General features: G+C 32.3%; 23 protein-coding genes. 22 read left to right on the top strand and 1 reads right to left on the bottom strand.

What is annotated here, in order from left to right; translation table 11 throughout:
- Positions 1–22 precede the first annotated feature (22 nt).
- Positions 23–652 (bottom strand): MarC family NAAT transporter, encoded by a 630-nt coding sequence (locus J2X17_RS15635; RefSeq protein WP_310300010.1) that lies wholly within the window; start codon positions 650–652, stop codon positions 23–25.
- 151 nt (positions 653–803) lie between these two features.
- Here J2X17_RS15635 and J2X17_RS15630 point away from each other — a divergent pair, with 151 nt between their 5' ends.
- The 22 genes from J2X17_RS15630 to J2X17_RS15525 all read left to right on the top strand — a co-directional run bounded on the left by J2X17_RS15630 (position 804) and on the right by J2X17_RS15525 (position 24,431).
- Positions 804–1,169, top strand: coding sequence for a CoA-binding protein (locus J2X17_RS15630; RefSeq protein ID WP_310300007.1), 366 nt, complete (start codon positions 804–806; stop codon positions 1,167–1,169).
- A 189-nt stretch (positions 1,170–1,358) separates the two neighbouring features.
- Positions 1,359–1,979, top strand: coding sequence for a recombination mediator RecR (gene recR, locus J2X17_RS15625; RefSeq protein ID WP_310300004.1), 621 nt, complete (start codon positions 1,359–1,361; stop codon positions 1,977–1,979).
- 70 nt (positions 1,980–2,049) lie between these two features.
- On the top strand, positions 2,050–2,844 hold the full coding sequence (locus J2X17_RS15620; RefSeq protein WP_310300000.1) for a polysaccharide biosynthesis/export family protein: 795 nt from the start codon (positions 2,050–2,052) through the stop codon (positions 2,842–2,844).
- A 14-nt stretch (positions 2,845–2,858) separates the two neighbouring features.
- Complete coding sequence (locus tag J2X17_RS15615; RefSeq protein ID WP_310299998.1) at positions 2,859–5,297, top strand: polysaccharide biosynthesis tyrosine autokinase; 2,439 nt, start codon at positions 2,859–2,861, stop codon at positions 5,295–5,297.
- A gap of 10 nt (positions 5,298–5,307) precedes the next feature.
- Positions 5,308–6,291, top strand: a complete 984-nt coding sequence (locus J2X17_RS15610; protein ID WP_310299996.1) for an SDR family oxidoreductase — start codon at positions 5,308–5,310, stop codon at positions 6,289–6,291.
- A 28-nt stretch (positions 6,292–6,319) separates the two neighbouring features.
- Complete coding sequence (locus tag J2X17_RS15605; protein ID WP_310299993.1) at positions 6,320–7,711, top strand: UDP-glucose 6-dehydrogenase; 1,392 nt, start codon at positions 6,320–6,322, stop codon at positions 7,709–7,711.
- An 84-nt stretch (positions 7,712–7,795) separates the two neighbouring features.
- Positions 7,796–8,260, top strand: a complete 465-nt coding sequence (locus J2X17_RS15600) for a UpxY family transcription antiterminator (RefSeq protein WP_310299990.1) — start codon at positions 7,796–7,798, stop codon at positions 8,258–8,260.
- Positions 8,261–8,564: 304 nt separating this feature from the next.
- Positions 8,565–9,848: a nucleotide sugar dehydrogenase gene (locus J2X17_RS15595; RefSeq protein ID WP_310299986.1), complete on the top strand. Its 1,284-nt coding sequence runs from the start codon at positions 8,565–8,567 to the stop codon at positions 9,846–9,848.
- A 30-nt stretch (positions 9,849–9,878) separates the two neighbouring features.
- Positions 9,879–10,886 (top strand): mannose-1-phosphate guanylyltransferase, encoded by a 1,008-nt coding sequence (locus J2X17_RS15590; protein ID WP_310299983.1) that lies wholly within the window; start codon positions 9,879–9,881, stop codon positions 10,884–10,886.
- A gap of 7 nt (positions 10,887–10,893) precedes the next feature.
- The gene (gene rfbB, locus J2X17_RS15585; RefSeq protein ID WP_310299980.1) at positions 10,894–11,940 is read left to right on the top strand and encodes a dTDP-glucose 4,6-dehydratase; all 1,047 of its coding nucleotides are present in this window, start codon (positions 10,894–10,896) and stop codon (positions 11,938–11,940) included.
- A 55-nt stretch (positions 11,941–11,995) separates the two neighbouring features.
- A complete protein-coding gene (locus tag J2X17_RS15580) occupies positions 11,996–14,425 on the top strand; it encodes an SLBB domain-containing protein (protein ID WP_310299977.1) in 2,430 nt (809 codons plus the stop codon).
- 5 nt (positions 14,426–14,430) lie between these two features.
- Positions 14,431–15,498 (top strand): Wzz/FepE/Etk N-terminal domain-containing protein, encoded by a 1,068-nt coding sequence (locus tag J2X17_RS15575; protein WP_310299974.1) that lies wholly within the window; start codon positions 14,431–14,433, stop codon positions 15,496–15,498.
- Positions 15,499–15,580: 82 nt separating this feature from the next.
- A complete protein-coding gene (pseB, locus tag J2X17_RS15570; RefSeq protein WP_310299971.1) occupies positions 15,581–16,582 on the top strand; it encodes a UDP-N-acetylglucosamine 4,6-dehydratase (inverting) in 1,002 nt (333 codons plus the stop codon).
- Between the two features lie 11 nt (positions 16,583–16,593).
- A complete protein-coding gene (pseC, locus tag J2X17_RS15565) occupies positions 16,594–17,796 on the top strand; it encodes a UDP-4-amino-4,6-dideoxy-N-acetyl-beta-L-altrosamine transaminase (protein WP_310299968.1) in 1,203 nt (400 codons plus the stop codon).
- A gap of 3 nt (positions 17,797–17,799) precedes the next feature.
- Positions 17,800–18,951, top strand: coding sequence for an N-acetyl sugar amidotransferase (locus J2X17_RS15560; protein ID WP_310299964.1), 1,152 nt, complete (start codon positions 17,800–17,802; stop codon positions 18,949–18,951).
- A gap of 1 nt (position 18,952) precedes the next feature.
- Positions 18,953–19,558, top strand: a complete 606-nt coding sequence (gene hisH, locus J2X17_RS15555) for an imidazole glycerol phosphate synthase subunit HisH (protein ID WP_310299962.1) — start codon at positions 18,953–18,955, stop codon at positions 19,556–19,558.
- Positions 19,551–20,297: an imidazole glycerol phosphate synthase subunit HisF gene (gene hisF / locus J2X17_RS15550; RefSeq protein WP_310299959.1), complete on the top strand. Its 747-nt coding sequence runs from the start codon at positions 19,551–19,553 to the stop codon at positions 20,295–20,297. The genes hisH and hisF overlap by 8 nt, the downstream gene beginning before the upstream one ends.
- 11 nt (positions 20,298–20,308) lie before the next feature.
- On the top strand, positions 20,309–21,004 hold the full coding sequence (pseF, locus tag J2X17_RS15545; RefSeq protein ID WP_310299957.1) for a pseudaminic acid cytidylyltransferase: 696 nt from the start codon (positions 20,309–20,311) through the stop codon (positions 21,002–21,004).
- Complete coding sequence (locus J2X17_RS15540; protein ID WP_310299954.1) at positions 20,991–21,551, top strand: GNAT family N-acetyltransferase; 561 nt, start codon at positions 20,991–20,993, stop codon at positions 21,549–21,551. The genes pseF and J2X17_RS15540 overlap by 14 nt, the downstream gene beginning before the upstream one ends.
- The gene (locus tag J2X17_RS15535; RefSeq protein ID WP_310299952.1) at positions 21,544–22,020 is read left to right on the top strand and encodes a GNAT family N-acetyltransferase; all 477 of its coding nucleotides are present in this window, start codon (positions 21,544–21,546) and stop codon (positions 22,018–22,020) included. Before J2X17_RS15540 ends, J2X17_RS15535 begins: the two co-directional genes overlap by 8 nt.
- On the top strand, positions 22,010–23,047 hold the full coding sequence (pseI, locus tag J2X17_RS15530; RefSeq protein ID WP_310299950.1) for a pseudaminic acid synthase: 1,038 nt from the start codon (positions 22,010–22,012) through the stop codon (positions 23,045–23,047). Before J2X17_RS15535 ends, pseI begins: the two co-directional genes overlap by 11 nt.
- A gap of 7 nt (positions 23,048–23,054) precedes the next feature.
- Positions 23,055–24,431: a capsular polysaccharide export protein, LipB/KpsS family gene (locus J2X17_RS15525; RefSeq protein WP_310299947.1), complete on the top strand. Its 1,377-nt coding sequence runs from the start codon at positions 23,055–23,057 to the stop codon at positions 24,429–24,431.
- Positions 24,432–24,437: the final 6 nt, after the last annotated feature.

Here is a 24,437-nt window from a genome sequence, read left to right as displayed (position 1 = left end):
TTATGTGTAAATTAATGTTTGCTTACATTAAATTTCCTTTTATTATATTGATTATAGAACTCACAATATATTGAATTCCAATCGAGATTACAATAAAGCCAACAATTCTGGAAATCGCTACAATTCCTGAAGCTCCTAATATTCTGGCCAAATAATGGGCGCTTTTTAGAATAATAAAAATCACGATCGCAATTGCGGCAATTGCCAAAGTAGAAACAATAATTTCGTTCATTTCGTGATGTTCCTGGTAAAAAGCAATCAATAATGACATAGAACCTGGTCCAGCTAACATCGGAATAGCCAAAGGAGTCAGGGCAACATCATTTCGTTGTTGTGCTTCGTTTTCAATTTTTTTATTGATTCCACGTTTTTTGTTGAATTTGCCGGAAAGCAATGAAAATCCGGAGTTTACAATTACAATCCCACCTGCAATTCGTAGCGCATCAATACTTATTCCGAAAAAAGACAAAACATATTGCCCAATAAAATAAGAGACAATCAAAATAATAAAAACGTTTACGGATGTCCAAAGTGAAATTCTTGATCGTTCCTTTTGAGAATCATGCTGTGTCAATCCAACAAATATAGGAACTGTTCCAATTGGATTTAAGACTGAAAAAAGAGCAGCAAATAGGTAAATGAATAAATCCATATTATTTAGGTTTGTAAGGTAAAAATAGTGATTTTTTAATATTTCATAGTAAATTCATGTTAGGATATTGTTTTTAATACTATTGATTCTAAATCAATATCTTAAAATAAGCTCATTCTTTTTGATTACTTTTGCACTATATTCTAAAATAATGAAAAATAAAAAAACCTTAGTTCTGGGAGCTACCACAAAACCAGAAAAATACGCTTTTAGAGCAATCAACATGTTAGTTCAAAAAGGACACACTGTTTTGGCAATCGGTCAGAATACCGGCGAGGTAGCGGGTGTCAAAATTTATACTAAAGCAATTCCCGTGAAAAATATAGACACTGTAACTTTGTATTTAAATCCTGCTCGTCAGCGCGATTATTACAATTACATTATCGAAGCGCAGCCAAAGAGGGTTGTTTTTAATCCAGGAACCGAAAATCCTGAATTTTATCAATTGTTAGAGCTTAATAATATTAAGGCTGAAGTGGCTTGTACTTTGGTTTTATTGGCGACTAATCAATATTAATTTTTTCAGGAGCCAATCCAGCTATCCACTATATCTTTTGTAGCGTCCCGAAGTTTTGGGATCGCTACAAAAGGATGCCGTTACTATCTGGGTCCGAAAGAGTATTTGTAATAAATTTGTATTCGCAATAGACATTGATTTTAACTGCCCCAAAGTCTGCTAAACCATTAAAAGTATTACTTTTGTTTTATGGAATTTTCGTCAAAATTAATAGAAAAGGCAGTTAACGAAATGTCTCAATTGCCTGGGATTGGCAAGCGAACAGCATTGCGCTTAGTTCTTCATTTATTAAAACAGCCTAAAGAGCAAACCGGATTTCTTTCGCAAGCATTGTTAAATATGCGCCAGGATATTAAGTTTTGCGAGAATTGCCACAATATCTCCGATACTAAAATTTGTGAAATTTGTGCCAATTCAACAAGAAATCACCAGACGATATGTGTTGTAGAAGATATTCGCGACGTAATGGCAATTGAAAATACAGGTCAGTACAGGGGAATCTATCACGTTTTAGGCGGTAAGATTTCGCCAATTGAAGGTGTTGGTCCAAGTCAGTTGAATATTTCAACATTAGTTGAAAAAGTAAAATCTGGAAAAGTAATTGAGATTATTTTTGCGTTAAGCTCAACAATGGAAGGTGATACTACAAATTTTTATATTTATAAACAAATTGCCGAATCAGATATTGTTATTTCAACAATAGCAAGAGGAATTGCAGTTGGTGATGAATTAGAATACGCTGACGAAATTACACTTGGGAGAAGTATTTTACATCGGGTTCCGTTCGAAAAAACTTTCAAAAACAACTAAATAAGGTCAAATAAATGTTAGATTTCCTGAGAATTAAAGGAAAAGCTATATTTGCGATAAAATTTTAATAATGACAAAAAACAGCTTTTATTTACTACTATTAATTAGTGTGCTATTTACATCTTGTATCCCTGTAAAAGATTTATGGTACTTGCAAGACAAGAATAATTCTGGCGAACAAAATACTGTTGCTGCTGTCGAATCTAAACCTTATAGATTGCAGGTAAATGATGTTTTAAGTATTAATATAAAAGCGATAGATCCCAAGTTGGTTTCGATTTTTAACACAACAGATGAGCAATCATCATCAGGTGGAGAATCTCCTTCATCTTTGTATTTTGATGGATTCACAGTTGATGATCATGGTAACATCAGGATGCCTATTTTAGGAGAAATAAATGTGATTGGTTATACACTTGAAGAAGTTAGAATCCGCATCGAAAAAAAATTACTGGAAGAATACTTTAAAAGCGAAGCTAATATTTTTGTTACTGTAAAATTAGCTGGTTTTAGATACACAATAAATGGTGAAGTTGGAAGTACTGGCACGAAAACATTGTTTCAGGAGCGTGTAAATGTTATGGAGGCGATTGCAAATTCTGGAGATATTACCACAGTTGGAAACAGGAAAGCTGTGACTATCATTCGTCAAACTCCAACAGGAGTGCAGATGAATGAGATTGATCTTACAGATGCCAATGTAATGAAGTCGCCTTATTATTATTTACAGCCTAATGATTATATCTATGTAAAACCATTGAAGCAAAAAACTTGGGGAACTGGTCAAACCGGAATTCAATCAATAGGTACAATAATTACCTTATTGTCATTGGCAACTACGGTGTATTTAATTATAAAAAGCTAAATTAAATTCTATAAATGTTAGATATAAAAGATTTTTCCATTTTCGAAAATCATTCAAATTTTGATTTTAAAGGATTTTTGCTGAAAATTCTCAGTTACTGGAAATGGTTTTTAGCAAGTTTAATAATTGCATTTACTATTGCTTATCAGGTAAACATTCGTAAAGAAAAAATCTACGGAATGCAAACAATGATTTCTATCAAAGAAGAAAGCAATCCATTTTTCACTTCAAATACTAGTTTGGTTTTTAATTGGGGAGGAATTTCTGATCAGGTGAATGGAATTTCAACAATATTGCAATCCAGGTCTCATAACGAATTGGTTGTTAGTAAATTGCAGTACTATATTGATTATTTAAGTCAGGGTGAATATAATTTAGTAGATTCTTATGGTGCAGTTCCTTTTTATATAGATATTGATGAATCGAAGGGACAACTTGCCAATACTTTGATAAGTATCAGATTTTTAAATCCAAATGAGTATGAAGTCAGAATTCCTTTTGAAAATAATTCGGTTTCATTAATTACATACTCTACAAACGCATATAGTAATACTGCTGTTCAGTCTACAGAGTTTGTAAAGAAATATAAAGTTGGTGAACTGGTGTCATTACCCTTCCTGAACTGGAAATTACAAATAAATGATAATCCGGGGAATTATACTGGTAATGAATATTTTGTAAAATTTAATGATTTTGACGGTACAGTTTCCCGATACAGAGGAATAAATGTTAATTCTGACGATAAAGGAGGTTCCATTTTGACATTAAGCATGCAAGGAACCAATAAGGCCAGAATGGTGGAATATCTGAATGCGACAGTAAGAATGTTGATCAAAATTCAGCTTGATGGAAAAAATCAGTTTGCAACCAATACCATAAGATTCATTGACAGCACTCTTGTTGCAATGGAATCTCAATTGAAACAAACAGGTAATGAATTAAAATCTTTCAGAAAAGATAAAAACATCTATGAAATTGAGGGTGGCGGTGCTAAGTTTTCTGATAAAATAATGGATTTTGATGTTGAAAGAGATCAGGTAACAAGAAAAATTGCGTACTACAACTCGTTAAAAATGTACCTGAATAACAGTGTTGATTATTCGAGATTGCCAGCCCCATCTGTTGCCGGAATTGAAGATCCAAATATTGTTGCAAATGTTTCAAAACTTATTGCGCTTTCCGGACAAAGATCAGAGATGGCCTATGCTGTCAAAAGCGAAAAAATATTTAAAGATTTTGATAAACAAATGCAGGCTGTTAAGAGTGTATTATTGGAAAATATTATTTCTGCAAAAGCTTCATTAGTGTATGATTTGTCTTTGGTAAATGCTAAAATTGGTGAGGCAGAAAGTACTGTTAAAAGACTTCCCGAAGAACAACAGGAATTGTTAAAAATTAAAAGGAAATATGACTTAAACGATAATATTTATACTGAATTTCTTCAAAAGCGAAATGAGGCAGAAATTGTGAAAGCGTCAAATTTATCAGATATTCATTTTATTGATCCTGCAAAAGATATCGGCGGTAATCTAATCGGACCTAAAACATCTGTAAATTATATTCTGGCGTTGTTTTTAGGTTTGTTAATTCCCTTGTTGTTTGTTTTTGGGCTTTTCTTTATCAATAATTCTATTCAAAATGTTGATGATATTAGTAAATTAACACAGATTCCATTAATTGGTGTTATTGGAGTTAATAAAGATAAAATAAGTCTGGCTGTTTTTGATAAGCCAAAATCTGCACTTTCTGAAGCATTTCGATCAATTCGTTCTTCGTTGCAATTTTTGTATAAAAAACAGCAGGTTAGTGGTACAAAAACATTAATGATTACTTCATCTATTAGTGGAGAAGGTAAAACATTTTGCTCTATTAACATTGCCACCGTTTTCGCATTAAGCGAAAAGAAAACTGTAATTGTCGGATTAGATTTAAGAAAACCAAGATTAGCAGATGAATTTAATTTTAAGAACGATATCGGTGTTGTAAATTATTTAATTAAGCAGAATAGTTTAGCTGAAATTACCAATTCAACTCCCATTGCCAATCTAGATGTTATTCTTTCTGGACCGATACCTCCAAATCCTTCTGAGCTTATTTTGAGCGAAGTGATGAAAGATTTAATTGATGAGTTGAAGCAGAAGTACGATTACATTATTTTGGATACTCCTCCGGTTGGTTTGGTTTCAGATGCATTAGAATTGGTGCAATATGCAGATGTTACTTTGTATATAGTAAGACAGAATTATACTAAAAAAGATATGATAACGTTGTTGAACACCAGAGTAAAAAGAGGTGAGTTAAACAACGCAAGTATCGTTTTTAATGGTTATGAAAATAAAGCAAAGTATGGCTCGGGCTATGGCTACGGATACGGATATGGTGCTTACTACCATGATGAGGCAGTTAAATTAAGTTTCTGGCAAACTATTTTGAAGAAATTTAATAAAAAATAATTTGAAGCAAATGAAGATGGCAATTCAAAATACAATTTTAATAACAGGTGGGGCGGGTTTTATCGGTTCAAATTTGTGTGAGTATTTCTTAGCATCAGGTCACAAAGTAATATGTCTGGATAACTTTTCGACTGGCCATCGTCATAATTTAAGCGATTTTTTAGACAATCCAAATTTTAAGTTAATCGAAGGTGATATTCGAAATATAAATGATTGTATTTTGGCAGTTAAAGGAGTTGATTACGTTTTACATCAGGCAGCTTTAGGTTCAGTTCCGAGGTCAATAAACGACCCGATAACTACAAATGATGTGAATGTTTCAGGTTTTTTAAATATGCTTGTAGCTTCCCGAGATGCAAAAATTAAACGTTTCATTTATGCAGCGAGCTCTTCTACCTATGGAGATTCGGAGGGATTGCCAAAAGTTGAGGATGTCATTGGGAAACCATTATCGCCATATGCTATCACAAAATATGTAAATGAATTGTATGCTGAGATTTTTAGCAAAACTTATGGTTTAGAGACTATTGGATTGCGATATTTTAATGTTTTTGGAAGAAAACAAGATCCGAAAGGAGCGTATGCAGCAGTAATTCCGAAGTTTGTCATGCAATTAATGAATTATGAAAGTCCCGTAATTAATGGAGATGGAAATTATTCTAGAGATTTTACATACATAGACAATGTAATTCAGATGAATGAATTGGCTATTACAAGTCAAAATCCAAAAGCGATAAATACTGTTTATAATACTGCATTTGGTGATCGAAACACTCTAAATGATTTGGTTGGATATCTAAAAAAATATTTAGCAGAGTTTGATTCTAAAATTGCTGATGTAGAAATTGTGTATGGTGCCAATAGAGCAGGTGATATTCCGCATTCGTTGGCAAGTATAGACAAAGCAAAAACAATATTAGGTTATAATCCGAAGTATTCTTTACAGGAAGGATTAAAAGAAGCGGTAAGCTGGTATTGGAATAATTTGAAATAAAAGAAAGATCAAGATAATAGTAAATTAGATGAAAATTACAAAAATTTGTTGCATTGGTGCAGGATATGTCGGAGGCCCGACAATGGCAGTAATTGCCCAGAAATGTCCACATATTCAAGTAACCGTTGTAGATTTAAATGAACAAAGAATAAAAGATTGGAACGATCCAAATACAGATAATATTCCTATTTACGAACCAGGTCTTTCAGAGATTGTAGCCGAAGCAAGAGGAAGAAATCTTTTCTTTTCTACAGAGGTTGATAAGGCAATTGATGAAGCGCAGGTAATTTTTATATCAGTTAATACACCAACCAAAACTTACGGAAAAGGAAAAGGTATGGCTGCTGATTTGAAATATATTGAATTATGTGCAAGGCAAATTGCTAAAGTAGCGAAGCAAAATAAAATTGTAGTAGAGAAATCTACTTTGCCAGTAAGAACAGCTGAAGCGATTAAAAGTATTTTAGATAATACAGGAAATGGCGTTCAGTTTCAGATATTATCAAACCCTGAATTTTTAGCTGAAGGAACCGCTGTAACTGATCTATTAAATCCTGATAGAATTTTAATTGGAGGCGATTCAACTCCTGAAGGCGAAGAAGCGATTAATTCTTTAGTTGATGTTTATGCAAACTGGGTAAGCAAAGATAAAATTTTGACTACAAATGTCTGGTCCTCTGAATTATCTAAATTAACGGCGAATGCATTTCTGGCACAGCGAATCTCTTCTATCAATGCAATGTCTGAACTATGTGAAAAAACGGGGGCAGATGTTAGTGAAGTGGCTCGGGCAATAGGGATGGATAGTAGAATTGGACCTAAATTTCTAAAAGCTTCTGTAGGCTTTGGCGGTTCTTGTTTTCAAAAAGATATTTTAAATTTGGTATACATCGCAAAATCTTATGGATTGAATGAAGTAGCCGATTATTGGGAACAGGTGATTATAATGAATGATCATCAAAAAAGAAGATTTTCAAATAAAATTGTTCAGACATTATATAACACAGTTGCTGATAAAAAAATCACATTTTTAGGTTGGGCTTTCAAAAAAGATACAAATGATACCCGTGAATCCGCGGCAATCTATGTGGCAGATGATTTGATAAATGAACAGGCTAAAATTTCGGTTTATGATCCTAAAGTTTCAAGAAATAAAATGCTAAATGATTTAGATTATTTAGAAACCAGAACGGTTGAAGAAAATAATAATGCATTAAAAATATTCGATAATGCTTACGAAGCTTGTAAAGGATCACATGCTATCGCTATCTTAACTGAATGGGATGAATTTACAACTTATGATTGGAAAAAAATATATGATTCAATGCATAAGCCGGCATTTCTATTTGATGGAAGAAATATATTGAATTCAAAAGAACTGGAGTCGATTGGATTTATATATAAAGGAATAGGTTCGTAAAGAATGAAAATATTGAGGTAAAATTTAATATGAAAAGAATAGAGATGTTGCGCATTTTAAATATTTTATTTCAATAAAGGAGTTATGAATTGGTACGTAGTTTATACAAAACCCAAATGGGAGAAAAAAGTTGCAGAAAAACTTGCACAAGCGGGAATTGAATGTTATTGTCCGATTATCACACAGATTAAACAATGGTCTGATAGAAAAAAGAAGGTCGAAGTGCCTCTTTTTAATTCATATGTATTTGTTCAACTATCAGAAGCTGAAAGGAATACTGTTTTTGCTGTTCCAGGTGTAGTTCGTTATTTATTTTGGTTAGGTAAGCCAGCAATTGTGCGTGATGAAGAAATTGCTATTATAAAGAAAAATCTGAGGGCTTCTAATATAGCTGATATTTCTGTGTCATCGATTCAGGTTGGTGATCGAATAAAATTAGATTCAGGCGCTTTTAGTAATCAGGATGCAATTGTTCAGGAGATATCAAAAACGCATTATATTTTGGTTTTGGAATCATTGGGATGTGTTTTGAAAATAAAATACAAGTAGTATATTGGTAAGTTGACAGTCATATTTTTAAAAAGTAGAAGGTAAAATTTCTCTAATTTGAAGTTTTATTTTCTATTTTTTTTGTAATAAGTTATTTTATGTCCTGATTGATAATGGGTTGGTAAGTGCTTATTTTTTTTAATCGTTTGTTTTTGATGTATTACGGAAAACCGTATTGATTAAATTGACTTAATATGTTATATTTGCCGAAAATGAATTTAAGGGTATCTGGGTCAAATTATGTGATTCAGAACGGCGGAGCCGTGAAGTATACCGACTGTAGTCAACAAAAAGATATATAGAATTGGATCAGAATATAAAAATAGCGGTTATTGGTCTAGGTTATGTAGGCTTGCCTTTGGCTCGACTATTTGCTACCAAATATTCTGTTGTGGGTTTTGATATTAATGAATCAAGAGTAGCTACTTTAAAATCGGGAACAGATACAACATTAGAAGTTGATGATGTTACTTTGCAAAAAGTGTTAGTTGACAATTCAAGTGATAAAAATGGGTTGTATTGTACTAATTCATTAAATGATATTGCTGATTGTAATTACTTCATAATCACAGTTCCCACTCCGGTAGACAAAAATAATCGTCCTGATTTAACGCCTTTGTATAAATCTAGTGAATCAGTTGGTAAGATATTGAAAAAAGGAGATATCGTAATTTACGAATCTACTGTATATCCAGGTGTCACAGAAGAACAATGTGTTCCTGTTTTAGAAAAAATATCAGGTTTGAAATTTAATGTTGATTTCTTTGCGGGATATTCACCTGAAAGAATTAATCCCGGAGATAAAGAGCATACGGTTGAAAAGATTTTGAAAGTAACTTCAGGTTCTACTCCCGAGATAGGTCTAAAAGTTGATGCTTTATATAAGTCAGTAATTACTGCTGGAACTTATTTGGCTCCTACGATAAAAGTTGCAGAAGCAGCAAAGGTTATTGAAAATTCGCAACGGGATATAAATATTGCTTTTGTAAATGAATTGGCTAAAATATTCAACCTAATGAATATTGATACTCAGGAAGTATTAGCAGCAGCCGCTACAAAATGGAATTTTTTACCGTTTAAGCCAGGTTTGGTTGGTGGACACTGTATAGGTGTAGATCCTTACTACCTTGCACAAAGAGCACAAGAATTTGGCTATCATCCTGAAATAATTTTGGCAGGAAGACGTTTAAACGACAGCATGGGTGAATATGTTGCATCGCAGGTTGTGAAATTAATGATCAAAAAAGGAATTTCTGTTAATGGAGCTGAGCTGTTAATGCTTGGTATTACCTTTAAAGAAAATTGCCCTGATGTGAGAAATACAAAAATTGTTGATGTGGTACAGGCATTAACAGAATATGGGATTTCAGTCACCATATATGATCCCTTAGCTAATGCAAATGATGTAAAAAAAGAATATAATTTAGTAACAGTCAGTACTGTTCCATCAAATAAATTTGATGCGATTGTTCTGGGAGTTGCTCATGCGGAATTCTTAGAATTAAATTTTTCTGAGTTACAAAAAACAAATAGTTTACTATATGATGTGAAGGGGATTCTGGGTAGTATAGCTGATAATCGGTTATAATAAACAGGACCTTTTTTTATTTAAAAAAAAATGAGTACAGATAATTCAATTACACATGTGATTTTAACAGGAGGAGTCGGCAGCAGATTGTGGCCTCTTTCCCGAAAAAGTCAGCCAAAACAATATTTAGAAATTTTTGAAAATAAATCTTTATTTGAAATGACAGTTGATCGTAACAGTCATTTAGTAAATAAAGTTATGGTAGTTGGTAATGTAGATAATCATCATCTAAGTGGCAAAGTGATGGATAAAACTAAAACTTCTTATTTCAATATTGTCGAAGCTACACCTAGAAATACTGCGGCAGCTATTGCGTTCGCCGCATTTGCTTCAGATCCTGATGATATTTTAGTTGTTACACCATCAGATCATATTATAGATAAAATGGAGGATTATAATAAAGCTATAAATGAAGCAGTTTTAAAAGCTCAGGATGGATTTATTGTAACTTTTGGTATTATACCTACCAAACCTGAAACAGGGTATGGTTATATAGAGTCGAAAGGAGATAAGGTAATCTCTTTTAGGGAGAAACCTAATGAGACAACGGCAAAAGAATTTATTGCAAAGGGAAATTTTTTATGGAATAGTGGAATGTTTTGTTTTAAAGCTAGTGTTCTTTTAGAAGAGTTAAAACAATTTCAGCCAGATGTTTATGAGAAATCTAAGGTGGTTTGGGAAGCCAGTAAAGAGGGGTTTTTAGATTTAAATTTATCTTTACAAATTCCATCAATCAGTATTGATTACGCCGTAATGGAACGTAGCAAAAAAATTAAGGTAGTACCAGCAGCTTTTTCATGGTCAGATTTAGGGTCATTTGAATCTGTTTATGATTATTTAGTTTTAAAAGGGCATCCTATTGATAAAAATGGCAATATGGTTATTGGTTCTGGAAAGCATACGACTTTTTTAGGACTGAAAAACACTATTTTTGTTTATACTGATACAGCAAATTTAATTTTACAAAAAGAAAACTCTCAAGATGTTAAGGATGTCTATAGTGAGTTGGAAAAAATAAATTCAGATTTATTAAATTAAAATTCAAATGAAAAAAATTCTGATAACTGGCGGTGCCGGTTTTATTGGATCTCATGTGGTGAGACGATTTGTAAATAAATATCCTGAATACCAAATATTCAATTTAGACGCATTGACTTATGCAGGTAATTTAGAAAATATAAAAGATATTGAAAATAAGCCTAATTATACTTTTGTAAAAGGTGATATTGTTGATGAAGTCTTTATAAACGAACTATTTTCATTGCATAATTTTGATGGAGTTTTGCATCTGGCGGCTGAATCTCATGTTGATCGATCTATTGAAGATCCGCTGGCGTTTGTAAAAACGAATGTTATCGGAACTATGAATTTGTTAAATGCTGCGAAAAATCAGTGGAAAGGTAATTTTGAAGAAAAAAGATTTTACCACATTAGTACAGATGAAGTTTATGGCTCTTTGGGAAGTGAAGGACTATTTACAGAAACAACTTCGTACGATCCCAATTCTCCCTACTCTGCTTCAAAAGCAAGTTCTGATCATTTTGTAAGAGCTTACGGTGAAACTTATGGTTTACCTTATGTGCTAACCAATTGTTCCAACAATTATGGCTCTTATCATTTTCCAGAGAAACTTATTCCTCTTTTTATAAATAACATTATCAATAATAAACCTCTGCCAGTATATGGTGATGGAAATTATACTCGTGATTGGTTATTTGTAGAAGATCATGCAATTGCCATTGATTTGGTTTTTCATGAGGGAAAAAACCATGAAACCTATAACATAGGTGGTTTTAATGAATGGAAAAATATTGATTTGGTAAAGTTATTATGTAATTTAATGGATCAAAAATTAAGCAGGCCAGAAGGCGCTTCCCAAGAATTAATCACGTATGTAAAAGATCGTCCGGGACATGATTTACGTTATGCAATAGATGCTTCCAAGATTAATGGGGAATTAGGATGGAGACCTTCTGTTACTTTTGAAGAAGGATTAGAAAAAACTATTAATTGGTATTTAAATAATGAAGAGTGGCTTCAGAATGTTACCTCTGGGTCTTATAAGGACTACTACCAAAAACAATATTCATAAATAAAAAAAAAGTTATTCTATTTGAAACCAACTTTTAGGTTAATTATAATTCGATATGAAAAAAATAACATATGTTCTTGCTCTCTTTTTTATTTTGTTAATATCTTTTAGTGCAAAGGCACAAGATATACTGAAGTCTAAAGATTTAAGTACGATACAAGTTGATTACTTGTCAGATGATGATTTGGCAAAAATTAGTGCCCAGTTAAAGAGTAATAATACGACGATTGATCAGGCAGAATCAATGGCTTTGTCAAAAGGTATGAGTTCAGCTGAATTTAATAAATTAAAGTTAAAACTGGCGCAATACGATAAGAAAAATGCTAAAAATACAGATGTTGAAAAAAGCAAAATAAAAGCTTCGGACAACGATAGTGGAAGAAAACAAGAAAATATTAAAAATATAAAAGTAAAAGATTCCGTCAACGCCTTGATTTTTGGCTCAGAATTGTTTGATAATCCTACTTTAAATTTCGAACCAGATTTGAAATTAGCAACTCCTATGAACTATATTTTAGGGCCTGGTGACGAATTACAGGTTAGCGTTTATGGTGTTCAGGAATATAATGAAAGTATTCCGGTTAGCGTTGAAGGGAAAATTACAATTCAATATGTAGGTCAAATTGCTGTTTCAGGAATGTCTATTGAAGCAGCCACTCAAAAAATTAAAGCTGCAGTTGCAAGAGTTTACAGTACAGTTGCATCTGGACAATCTAAAGTAAGTGTGAGTTTAGGTCGTATACGTACTATTAAAGTTACTGTTGTTGGTGGGAAACAGCCTGGTAATTACTCGATTTCATCTCTTGCTACAGTTTATAATGCTTTGCATTTAGCAGGAGGACCGGGTAAAAATGGCAGTTATAGAAATATTGAATTAATTAGAAACAACAAAGTTTATAAAAACATTGATATTTATAGGTTTTTGGTAAAAGGTGATCAATCCGATAATGTGAGCCTGAAAGACAATGATGTAATCCGAATTCCGGCTTATAGTCAAAGGGTTACTGTTGAAGGGGAAGTAAAACGTCCTGGTATTTTTGAAATGAAAAAGGGAGAAAAATTTTCTGACTTATTAAATTTTGCTTCAGGTTTTAACGAATTTGCCTATACTGCTTCTGTAAATGTAATGCAAAAAACAGGAAAAGAATTTAAAGTGCATGATATCAATGAAAGTGAATATAATTCTTATTTACCACAATCCGGTGATGTATTTAGAATTACTAAAATCTTGAATCGATTTGAGAATCGTATTAAAATTGAAGGTGCAGTTTTTAGACCAGATTACTATTCTTATAATGAAGGTATGAGAATTTCAGATCTTATTACAAGAGCAGAAGGACTTAAAGAAGATGCTTATACAAAACGAGCAAGAATTATTCGTCTAAAAACAGATTTGACAACTGAAATTGTAAATGTTGATTTGAGTGCGGCATTGTCTGGTGATTTAAATGCTGACATTGAATTAAAAAGAGAAGATATTGTAACGGTTTATTCAATTTTAGATTTCAGGGAAGAATATAAGGTTACGATTGACGGAGAGGTAAAAAATCCCGGTGTATACGAATATTTTGAAAACCTTACTTTAAACGATCTGGTGGTTCAGGTTGGAGGTTTGACCGGTTCTGCATCAAAAAGAGTTGAAATTGCAAGAATGGTTAAATCTGATGTGATTGATGATGCAGATCCAAAACGTATTGAATTAGTAGAACTTGAAATTACAGCCGATAATAATGAGCAGATTAAAAACTTCGTTTTAAAACCTTTTGATGTAATTAATATTCGCAGGATGGCAGTTTATGAGAAACCTGAAATGGTTATTGTTAGTGGTGCGGTTAGTTATCCTGGTAAATATGTTCTGGCTAATAAAAAAGAGACCGTTTATAATGTGGTAATGAGAGCGGGAGGATTAACTTCAATAGCCAATTTAGACGGAATGAAGATTAAAAGACCGATTAAACAAGAACAAATCGAACAAATCGAAAGTATCGATTTGAATTTGGCGAAGAATGATACCCTCAAAGAGAAATTGAGTAAAAAACTTAAAGAAGATTTAAAATTTGCTACAATTCCTGTTAATTGGGAAAAAATTGTTAAAGATAAAAATCACTATTCAAATGTAACTCTATTTCCTGGTGACGAAATTGAAGTAGCCGTTTATAATGAAGGAGTTAAAGTCACTGGTAATGTGTTGTTAACTTCTGAAATTCCATACAGAAGTGGAAAAAGCTTCAAATATTACATAAATGCAGTTGGTGGAGTTGATAATAAGGGATGGAAGAAAAAAGCGTATATTATTTATCCAAACGGAAAAGCCGATGTAACAAAGTCATTTTTGTTCTTTAGATCTTATCCAAATGTTGAACCAGATTCACAAATAGTAGTACCGGAAAAACCTGAAACGAAGAAAATGAGTACTGGAGAATGGGTGAGTATTGGTAGTGTACTTACTAGTTTAGCGTTATTAATTGTTACAGCTTTTAAATAAATTTAATGGAAAATACACCAATTACAAACGATGAAATTTCGTTAAAAGAAGTAGTGCAAAAAGTAAAAGAGTGGTATTTGTATGTGCTTTCAAAATGGAAAATTATTGTTTTTTCGGGAATACTAGGAGCTGGTTTAGGCTTAACATATTCACTTCTTAAAAAACCAACATATACTGCTACATTGTCTTTTGCTGTTGAAGATGATAAAGCAGGTTCATCTGGTGGATTAGGCTCATTAGCAAGTTCTTTTGGGATTGATCTTGGAGGAGGAGGAGGAAGTATTTTTACAGGATCAAATCTTACGGAGTTATTTAAATCACGTACCATGGTAGAACAGACATTACTATCGCCTGTTAAAGTAAATGGGAAAGAAATCTCATTAGCTGAAATGTATATTCAAAATAATAATTGGCGAATAAATTGGGATGACAATCCTAAATTTAAAGATGTACAATTTTTACCAGGAGTTAAACGAAAGTCTTTTACAAGGGTACAAGACAGTATTTTAGGTGTTATTTATTTGAACTTATCTAAGGGAGCTTTGTCTGTTCTTCAAAAAGACAAAAAAATCGCCATTATTTCGATGGATGTATCTTCAAACAGTGAATTGTTTTCTCTTTATTTTTGTGAAGCGCTTGCTAGGCAAGTTGGTAAATTTTATGTTGACACCAAAAGTAAAAAAGCGCGCATGAATATGGAAATTTTGGAGCGTCAAACAGATTCGATCCGTAGTGAACTTAATAGCGCTATAACTGGAGTGGCAATTGCCAATGATAATACTTTTATGTTGAACCCTGCTCTTAACGTAAGACGCGCACCATCCGCACGAAGACAAGTTGACGTGCAAGCTAATACGGCAATCTTAACTGAATTAGTAAAACAGACTGAATTAGCCAAAGTTACTTTACGAAAAGAAACACCATTAATTCAAGTGATTGATCGACCTATTTTGCCGCTTACAAAAGAGCGTTTTGGAATAACTAAAGGAATTTTAATAGGAGGAACTTTTTTTGCTTTTCTTGCTCTCTTTGTCTTAATAATAAAGCGATTCTTTAAGCAGTTGATAATCTGATAGTCTAATCATGTGAAATTTTGAATTTATATATAAGAATATATAAATAATAAGGTTATTTCACGCTAATATATATATATTTATGAATCTTGAAAATAAAACAATCTTAATAACAGGTGGAACAGGCTCTTTAGGGAAAGCTCTTACCCATCATATTTTTAAAAATCACTCCAATATAAAAAAACTTATAATTTTGTCGCGAGATGAGCAAAAGCAATTTCAAATGGCTCAAGAATATCCGGAAAGTGAGTTTCCGCAGATAAGATTTTTTTTAGGTGATGTAAGAGATAAAGAAAGATTAGTTAGAGCATTTCATGGTGTAGATGTGGTGATTCACGCTGCAGCAATGAAGCATGTGCATTTGGCTGAGTACAATCCTGATGAATGCATAAAAACCAATATAGGAGGTGCTCAGAATGTAATAGATGCGGCTTTACAAACAAGTGTAAGTAATGTTGTTGCATTATCAACTGATAAAGCTTGTGCGCCAATTAATCTATATGGTGCAACAAAACTGACATCTGATAAACTATTTGTTGCGGCTAATAATATAAAAGGGAAAAATCCTATTAAGTTTTCAGTAGTTCGTTACGGAAATGTTATGGGTTCAAATGGATCTGTTATTCCTTTTTTTATGAAAAAGAAAACCGAAGGTAAATTGCCTATAACAGATATTACGATGACTAGATTTAATATTTCCTTACAAGGAGGTGTTGATATGGTAATGCATGCTATTGAGCAAGCCTGGGGAGGTGAAATATTTATACCTAAGATTCCGTCATACAAAATAACCGACGTTGCAGAAGCTGTAGCTCCAGAGTGTAAGTTGGAAATAATTGGTATTCGTCCAGGTGAAAAAATTCATGAAGAAATGATAACTTCGTCAGATTCTTTTAATACATATGATTTAGGTAAGTACTTTACTATATTACCATCTGTTCCTAATTTTAATTTAAAAGAGTTTATTGATTCCTTTAATGCGGTAAAAGTTGAAGAAGGATTTAATTATAATTCAGGTACAAATACTGAATGGGAAACAGTTGAAGGATTAAGAGAATTAATAAAAGAACATGTTGTTATTTAAATTTATAAAAAATGATTGATATTGCAATACCTTACGGACGTCAAAATATTACTCAGGAAGATATAAATGTCGTTATAAGCGCATTGCAATCTGATTATCTGACTCAAGGGCCCAAAATTGGCGAATTTGAAAAAGCTTTTGCAGATTATGTAGGCAGCAAATATGCGGTTGCAGTTTCAAATGGTACTGCTGCTTTACATCTTTGCGCGTTAGCCCTTGATGTAAAAGAAGGGGATAAAGTTATTACCACTCCTATTACTTTTGCAGCATCTGCAAATTGTATAAGATATTGTGGTGGCGAAGTTGTCTTTTCAGATATTGATTCGGATACTTATCTTTTAGATATAGAAAAGGTTAGAAAATTATTAGAATCTTCTCCGAAAGGTACTTTTAAAGGGATTATTCCTGTTGATTTCGCTGGAAGAGCTGTAGATTTAGAAAGCTTTAGAAAGTTGGCAAATGAACATGGGTTATGGATTATAGAAGATGCTTGTCACGCGCCAGGAGGATATTTTAAGAGTTTGGATAATAGCAATCAAAATTGTGGTAACAGTAAATTTGCTGATTTAGCGATATTTTCTTTTCATCCGGTTAAACATATTGCGTGTGGAGAAGGAGGAATGATAACCACTAACGATGAAATTCTTTATAAAAAACTTTTGGCATTACGAACGCACGGGATAACTAAAAATGAATTGGAATATACTAATTCAGTTAGTTTTGCAAATGGAGTTGATGACGAAACTGTTGAAGTTTATCCTTCTTGGTATATGGAAATGCAAACATTAGGATTTAACTATAGACTGACTGATTTTCAGGCCGCATTAGGTATAAGTCAACTTAAAAGAGCTGATGAGGGACTAGTGCGAAGAAGAGAAATTGCATCCATATACAATAAAGCTTTTAGTGAAAAATCTTTTCTTAAAAGCCAATCGGGTGTAGTTGATGGGCATGCATATCATTTATATGTTCTGGAGGTCGAGGATCGTTTAGGATTATATAATTATTTAAGGGAGAATAAAATTTTTGCTCAAATTCACTATATACCTTGTCACCTAATGCCATATTATAAGAATTTGGGTTGGAAAGAAGGAGATATGCCAAATGCGGAAGCTTATTATAAGAATTGTATCAGTTTGCCAATGTATCCAACTTTGAGTAATGAAGAGCAGTTGTATGTTATTAATAAAATTGAAGAATACTATAAAAATTAAGAAATGAAAATACGATATTGTTCTAAATGTTTATTTCCGGAAACAAAACCGGATTTATTTTTTAATGAAGAAGGAGTATGCTCTGCATGCGTTGCGGCAGATCAGAAAGATACATCTATAGATTGGAAGCAAAGAGAAAGAGATTTCTTTTCGATAATTGATAAATATAAAAAAGCTCCTGGTGAAATAGGTTATGATTGTTTAATTCCGGTAAGTGGTGGAAAAGACAGTACTTATCAAGCATATTTTATGAAAGAAGTATGTGGTTTAAACCCATTGTGCGTTTGTTTCGAGACGACCAATCTAACTGAACTTGGGCAAAGAAACATCGATAACATATCTAAAATGGGTATTGATGTTATTTATTTTAAGAAAAACTATAATGCTTATAAAAGTATGGTAGTGGAAGGATTTAAAAGAGTAGGCGATGAAATGTGGCCAAATCATTTAGGAATCTTTACTATTCCAATACATATTGCAGTTAAATTCAATATTCCATTAGTGATTTGGGGCGAAAATCCGCAGCAGGAGTATGGTGGTCCTATTGAATCGGTACAAAATAAGCACTTGAATAGAAAGTGGCTTGAAGAGTTTGGAGGTCTTTTAGGAAATCGTATTCAGGACATGGTTGGAGTAGATGGTCTAACAGAAAAAGATTTAACGCCTTATTTTTACCCTTCAGATGAAGAGATAGATAAAGTTGGTGTAATTGGTGTGTTTCTTGGTCATTATTTTTTCTGGGATGCAAGAAAGCAGCTTGAAATTGTAAAACAGCATGGTTTTTCTGTTAAAGAGGAAGGGCCTGTTGAAGGGACGTATACTAACTACGAAAACCTTGATGAGAAAATGCATGGCTTGCATGATTATTTAAAATTCGTAAAGTATGGTTTTGGTCGTGCTACAGATCATGCTTGTATAGATATTAGAAATAATAGACTTACGCGTGAAGAAGGACTAAAACTTGTAAAAGAGTTTGATGGTAAGTACCCACATTATGGTGTAGATGAGTTTGTCAAATATTCTGGAATGACTAAAGAAGAAATTGATGCGGTTTTAGATTCATTTACAAATTCAATTCTTTTTGAACAAGATGATAATGGCAACTTTAAAAAAGATGAAGCGGGTAATTTAGTTAGAAATTTTGAGGTAGAATAAAATGGTAGCTATAATTGATTACGGAATGGGGAATGTTGCATCCGTCCAAAAAGCTTTAAACTTCTTGGGGGTTAAAAGTGTTATTACTAGTGATCATGATGCAATAAGACACTCAAGTGTGATTTTGCTTCCTGGCGTAGGATCATTTGCGCAAGGTATGGCAAATTTGCAAGAACGTGATCTGGTAAGTTTACTAACTGATGAAGTTGTAAATAAACAAAAACCGTTTTTAGGTATTTGTTTAGGAATGCAGCTCATTCTTGAAAAAGGAAACGAACCTTATGAATGTAGTGGTTTAGGTTGGATCGAAGGAGAAGTGAAAAAATTTGAATTAGTGGATAGAAACATTCCTCATATGGGATGGAATAACATAGAGGTTTTGAAAGATAGATATTATAAAAATATTTTAACGAAGGATTTTTATTTCATACACAGTTATCATGTTGTGCCATCTAATGCAGAAGATATTGCCGCAACTGTTGATTATGGATTTGATGTTGTCGCGAGTGTTCAGAAAAAAAATATTTTTGCAACTCAATTTCATCCTGAGAAAAGTCAGTCGGCAGGATTATCAATTTTAAAAACTTTTTTTGATTTAAATGCTTAAAGTACGAATTATACCAGTGTTAACTTTTAACGGGTTCGGCCTAGTTAAAACTAAAGAATTTACTAATCCCAGAATGGTTGGTAATCCCGTGCAAGCTGCTAGAGTATATAATAATAGAGGTGTTGATGAATTAGTGTTTATTGATATTTATGCTACAGCACAAAAAAGAAAAATAAATCTTAAGCTTGTAGCTGATGTCATAAAAGAATGTTATATGCCTGTTGCTATAGGGGGCGGCATTGAATCGATTGATGATATAAATGATCTATTAAAAATTGGTGCGGATAAAGTTATTATTAAAACAAAAGCAATCCTAGATACAAAGTTTATCAATGAAGCTGTTGCTTTTTTTGGCAGTCAATGTATTAGTATTTCGATTGACGCTTATAAAACAGAAAATGGTTATAAGATACATAATAAATTAGGTATTGATAAAACTTTAGATGATTTTGTAAATGAAATGATCGAATGTAAAGTGGGCGAATTTGTTCTTGTTAGTGTAGATAATGACGGAAAAATGAATGGTTTTGATATAGATCTTGTAAATTATGTTGAGAAAATGACAAATATTCCTGTAATAGCAGTAGGCGGTGGTGGAAATATGGAACATTATAATGAATTGTTTTCTAAAACTAACGTTCAGGCTGTAGGTTCAGCAAGTATATTTCACTTTACACAATATACACCACTTGATATTAAAAATGAACTAAAGTCAATTAATGTTCCTGTGCGGATATAATTTTATTCAAGTTGAGAAAAATTGCAATTATTCCTGCCCGTGGTGGTAGTAAAAGAATTCACAATAAAAACATAAAGGAGTTTTTCGGTAAACCTATTCTCGCCTATTCTATTGACGCAGCTATTAAAAGTGGGTTATATGATGAGATAATGGTATCTACTGATTGTGAAATAATCAAAAGTGTTGCATTACAGTATGGTGCTAAAGTACCTTTTATACGTAGTAAAGAAAATAGTGATGATTTTGCGACGACAGTAGATGTACTTTTAGAAGTTTTGGACTGGTATAAAATTAAGGGCTACGAATTTGATGAGGCGACTTGTATTTATGCTTGTGCTCCATTTGTTAGTGTTGAATTATTGAAAAATTCATTTCAACTTTTGAATGATAAATGCGATTGTGTGTTCCCCGTTTTACCTTATTCCCATCCTATTCAAAGAGCCATCGAGATTTCTTCTGAGGGAAAGGTAGTGCCTTTTTTCGATGAGGATTCAAATAAAAGAACACAAGATTTTAGAAAAGCATTTCATGATGCTGGAATGTTTTACACTTTTAATGTTCCAGAATTATTGAAGAGTAAAAGTCTACGAACTAGAAATACAAAAGCTATCGAGATAGACGAACTTCATGCTCATGATATTGATAATGAGAATGACTGGAAACTTGCAGAGCTGAAATATAAATTATTTTCGAATGAGAAATTATAAATGCTTAACTGCTAATGTCTATAAGAATAAAACTTTGACGCTTTTGCCTCTTAGAGATGAGGATAAATACGCTATACTAAAGATGCGTAATGAGCAAATTTATCATTTAAGACAAGCTGAATTGCTGTCAGTAGAAAAGCAGGAAGATTATTTTGCAAATGTAATTTCACAATTATTTGAACAAAAAGAACCAGGACAATTACTTTTCTCTTTGTTAGAAAATGATAAGTTTATTGGTTATGGAGGCTTGGTTCATATCAATTGGGTAGATAGAAATGCGGAGATTTCTTTTATAATGAAAACAGAACTAGAAGAAGAAAAATTTGAGTATTATTGGCAAAATTATCTCTCTCTTTTAGAGAATGTCGCCTTTAAAGAACTTAAGTTTCATAAAATTTTCACTTATGCTTTTGATCTAAGACGCCATTTATACCCTATCTTAGAAAAATCTGGCTTTAAAGAAGAAGCTCGACTAAAGGAGCATTGTTTGTTCGAAGGAAAGTATTTAGATGTAGTTATAAATTCTAAAATAAATAAGGATGCTTAACTTTAGAAAGCCTACAAGTAATGATTTAGAATTATATTTTGAATGGGCTAATGACCCTCAGGTAAGAAAGCAATCGTATAATTCGGCTCTTATAGATTTAGAAAATCACAAAAAATGGTTTAAAGCTGCTTTAAATAATGATTTGCTTTATATGTATATTTTTGAAAACGAATATCATGAAAAAGTAGGCCAAATAAGAATACAAAAGCAAAGTTTAAAGGAAGCATTAATTGGTATATCGATTGCATCTAACCATAGAGGTAAGGGGTACGCAAAAGAAATGTTGGTTCTGGCAACAAATTCTTTTCTTAAAAGTAATAAAGATTTTTTAATAAATGCCTATATTAAGGAGAGTAATATAAATTCAAAAATTTCTTTTGAAAAAGGGGGGTTTCAGTTTAAAGAAATGATATTATTTGAAAACATAAATAGTTTTCATTACATTAAAACAGCAAGAAATGAAGATTAATAATTTTGAAATAAATGAAGGAAGTCCAGTATTTATAATAGCTGAACTTTCTGCAAATCATAACGGAAGTTTAGATAATGCGATTGAAACAATACGCGCAGCTAAACGTGCTGGAGCAGATTGTATAAAATTACAGACTTATACTGCAGATACAATAACAATTGACTCAGATAAAGATGATTTCCTAATAAAAGGAACAATATGGGAAGGAAAAAATCTTTATAAGTTATATAAAGAGGCATATACTCCTTGGGAATGGCATGCTGAGATATTTGATATTGCTAAAAAAGAAGGCTTGATTTGCTTTTCTTCTCCTTTCGATAAAACTGCTGTAGATTTTTTAGAAGATTTAAATACACCAGCATATAAAATTGCGTCATTTGAAATTACTGATATTCCATTAATTGAATATGTCGCCTCTAAAGGCAAACCTATAATTATTTCAACAGGTATAGCTGAATTAGCGGATATTGAACTAGCAATTGATGCTTGTAAGCGAGTAGGTAATTATGATATAGCATTATTAAAATGTACTTCAAGCTATCCAGCACCAATTGAAGAGGCTAATATGTGTATGATAAAAGATTTAGCTGAAAGATTTGGCGTAATTAGCGGTTTGTCTGATCATACTATGGGAGCGACAGTTCCTATTGTTGCTACTTGCTTTGGCGCCAAAATAATAGAAAAACATTTTATACTAGATCGCTCAATTGGTGGCCCTGATGCATCATTTTCAATGAACGAAGAAGAATTTACTGCAATGGTTAAAGCTGTTAGAGAAGCAGAAAGTGCAATAGGTAAAGTGGATTATAATTTAACTGAAAAACAAGCAAAAGGAAAAGATTTTTCCAGATCATTATATATCGTTGAAGATATGAAGGAAGGTGATATTCTAACAGAGAAAAACGTGCGATCTATTCGACCAGGTTTTGGACTTCACCCTAAGTATCTTAAAGATATTCTAGGAAAAACGGTAGTGCGAAATGTAGAAAAAGGAGAACGATTGTTAATTGAAATAATTGGATAATATTATTATGAAAATATATGATGTTTGTTTGCATGTTGGTAATGGAGGTGAGTGGTTAGGGGATTTTTATTTAAAAACAAAAAAACAATTAGAGGATAAGGGATTGTCTGTGGTACTGTATACTGATGTGCCAGAGGTGAAATCTTTTTTTGATAAAAACGGGTTAAAATCATATGTATTTTTAGAAAAGTATGATGGCGAAATTGATCTCGATTTCTTAATGAAGACGGTTACGGACCTTGGTTTTAATCCTAAGAGTCTTTATAATAGTGAACAAAAATTTTATGATATTGAGGAAAAAGATTGTATAGCCTATTTTGCAAGATATGTTCATTCAGTATTAAAATTAAAAGATTTAAATAAAGCTAAAGTCTATATAACCTATGAAGGAGATGAAATTGATCATAATATTTTTAGAATACTAGCTAGATTAAATGGAGGAAAGTCGCTGTACTGGGGAATTTCTAATTTAGATACAAGGACTCATTTCCATGATGATGAAAAGAGATATTTTAAAACTCCTTCCGAAAATTCAGATTTAATTCCTGAAGAAGAATTAGGATGGCTGCAAAGTTATGTCACCTCATATACTAAGAAGAAGACAAACCTTTGGGGAGACCCTAAAAGAGATGACATTAAATTTAAATTAAGTTATTTTGGTTCAGCTTTTAAAAAAGTCTGGAATAAGATTAGTAATCAAGATCATGATCCCAGAAGAACATTTGGACATGCATTAAACAGATATATTAAAAGATTATTGAGAAGACAATATGCATATTTAAAATATAACAATAATTTTTCTTTTAGAGAGGATGTTGATTACTACTACTTTCCCTTGCACGTTCCTTTTGATTCTCAGTTAACTCAACGCGGATTGCCATTCTATGATCAGGTTTCACTGGTTCAAACAATATCTAATTATTTGCCTTATTCCGCCAAATTAATCGTAAAAGAACATCCGATGGGTCGCGGTTATTATTCGATAAGCGACCTTAATAAATTAGGGAAACTTTCTAATGTTATTTTATTACCTGCCTATTCAAATTCTCATGATATAGTTCCGAAGGCAAAGGGAATTTTTGTAATAAATTCTAGTGTAGGTTACGAAGGATTGATGTATAAAAAACCAGTAGTGACTTTTGGAAGATCATTTTATAGAAAGCAGGGCTTGACAATTGACATTGATTCATTATATGAATTGGAAAATGTTTTTGAAAGAGTTAAAAATCATGAGGTTGTAGAGAATAAGGTTTACGATTTTTTATGGAGTGTCAAAAAAAATAGTTATCCAGTAGATTTGTATTTTATTAATGAAGGTAATTATAATGAAAAGATTGATGAATATGTAAAGGCTTTAGAGGTTGAATTGAGAAAACGAATTTAATTATTT

The organism is Flavobacterium aquidurense (genome assembly GCF_031458035.1).
Taxonomy (GTDB): Bacteria; Bacteroidota; Bacteroidia; order Flavobacteriales; family Flavobacteriaceae; genus Flavobacterium; species Flavobacterium aquidurense_C.
Note: the sequence above shows the minus strand (reverse complement) of the source record. Positions and strands in the feature narration are given on the sequence as shown.

What these genes read in the sequence shown, in the direction of transcription:
- J2X17_RS15635 (WP_310300010.1), bottom strand. Translation starts at nt 652, where the DNA reads ATGGATTTATTCATTTACCTATTTGCTGCTCTTTTTTCAGTCTTAAAT.
- J2X17_RS15630 (WP_310300007.1), top strand. Translation starts at nt 804, where the DNA reads ATGAAAAATAAAAAAACCTTAGTTCTGGGAGCTACCACAAAACCAGAA.
- recR (WP_310300004.1), top strand. Translation starts at nt 1,359, where the DNA reads ATGGAATTTTCGTCAAAATTAATAGAAAAGGCAGTTAACGAAATGTCT.
- J2X17_RS15620 (WP_310300000.1), top strand. Translation starts at nt 2,050, where the DNA reads ATGACAAAAAACAGCTTTTATTTACTACTATTAATTAGTGTGCTATTT.
- J2X17_RS15615 (WP_310299998.1), top strand. Translation starts at nt 2,859, where the DNA reads ATGTTAGATATAAAAGATTTTTCCATTTTCGAAAATCATTCAAATTTT.
- J2X17_RS15610 (WP_310299996.1), top strand. Translation starts at nt 5,308, where the DNA reads ATGAAGATGGCAATTCAAAATACAATTTTAATAACAGGTGGGGCGGGT.
- J2X17_RS15605 (WP_310299993.1), top strand. Translation starts at nt 6,320, where the DNA reads ATGAAAATTACAAAAATTTGTTGCATTGGTGCAGGATATGTCGGAGGC.
- J2X17_RS15600 (WP_310299990.1), top strand. Translation starts at nt 7,796, where the DNA reads ATGAATTGGTACGTAGTTTATACAAAACCCAAATGGGAGAAAAAAGTT.
- J2X17_RS15590 (WP_310299983.1), top strand. Translation starts at nt 9,879, where the DNA reads ATGAGTACAGATAATTCAATTACACATGTGATTTTAACAGGAGGAGTC.
- rfbB (WP_310299980.1), top strand. Translation starts at nt 10,894, where the DNA reads ATGAAAAAAATTCTGATAACTGGCGGTGCCGGTTTTATTGGATCTCAT.
- J2X17_RS15580 (WP_310299977.1), top strand. Translation starts at nt 11,996, where the DNA reads ATGAAAAAAATAACATATGTTCTTGCTCTCTTTTTTATTTTGTTAATA.
- J2X17_RS15575 (WP_310299974.1), top strand. Translation starts at nt 14,431, where the DNA reads ATGGAAAATACACCAATTACAAACGATGAAATTTCGTTAAAAGAAGTA.
- pseB (WP_310299971.1), top strand. Translation starts at nt 15,581, where the DNA reads ATGAATCTTGAAAATAAAACAATCTTAATAACAGGTGGAACAGGCTCT.
- pseC (WP_310299968.1), top strand. Translation starts at nt 16,594, where the DNA reads ATGATTGATATTGCAATACCTTACGGACGTCAAAATATTACTCAGGAA.
- J2X17_RS15560 (WP_310299964.1), top strand. Translation starts at nt 17,800, where the DNA reads ATGAAAATACGATATTGTTCTAAATGTTTATTTCCGGAAACAAAACCG.
- hisH (WP_310299962.1), top strand. Translation starts at nt 18,953, where the DNA reads ATGGTAGCTATAATTGATTACGGAATGGGGAATGTTGCATCCGTCCAA.
- hisF (WP_310299959.1), top strand. Translation starts at nt 19,551, where the DNA reads ATGCTTAAAGTACGAATTATACCAGTGTTAACTTTTAACGGGTTCGGC.
- J2X17_RS15540 (WP_310299954.1), top strand. Translation starts at nt 20,991, where the DNA reads ATGAGAAATTATAAATGCTTAACTGCTAATGTCTATAAGAATAAAACT.
- J2X17_RS15535 (WP_310299952.1), top strand. Translation starts at nt 21,544, where the DNA reads ATGCTTAACTTTAGAAAGCCTACAAGTAATGATTTAGAATTATATTTT.
- pseI (WP_310299950.1), top strand. Translation starts at nt 22,010, where the DNA reads ATGAAGATTAATAATTTTGAAATAAATGAAGGAAGTCCAGTATTTATA.
- J2X17_RS15525 (WP_310299947.1), top strand. Translation starts at nt 23,055, where the DNA reads ATGAAAATATATGATGTTTGTTTGCATGTTGGTAATGGAGGTGAGTGG.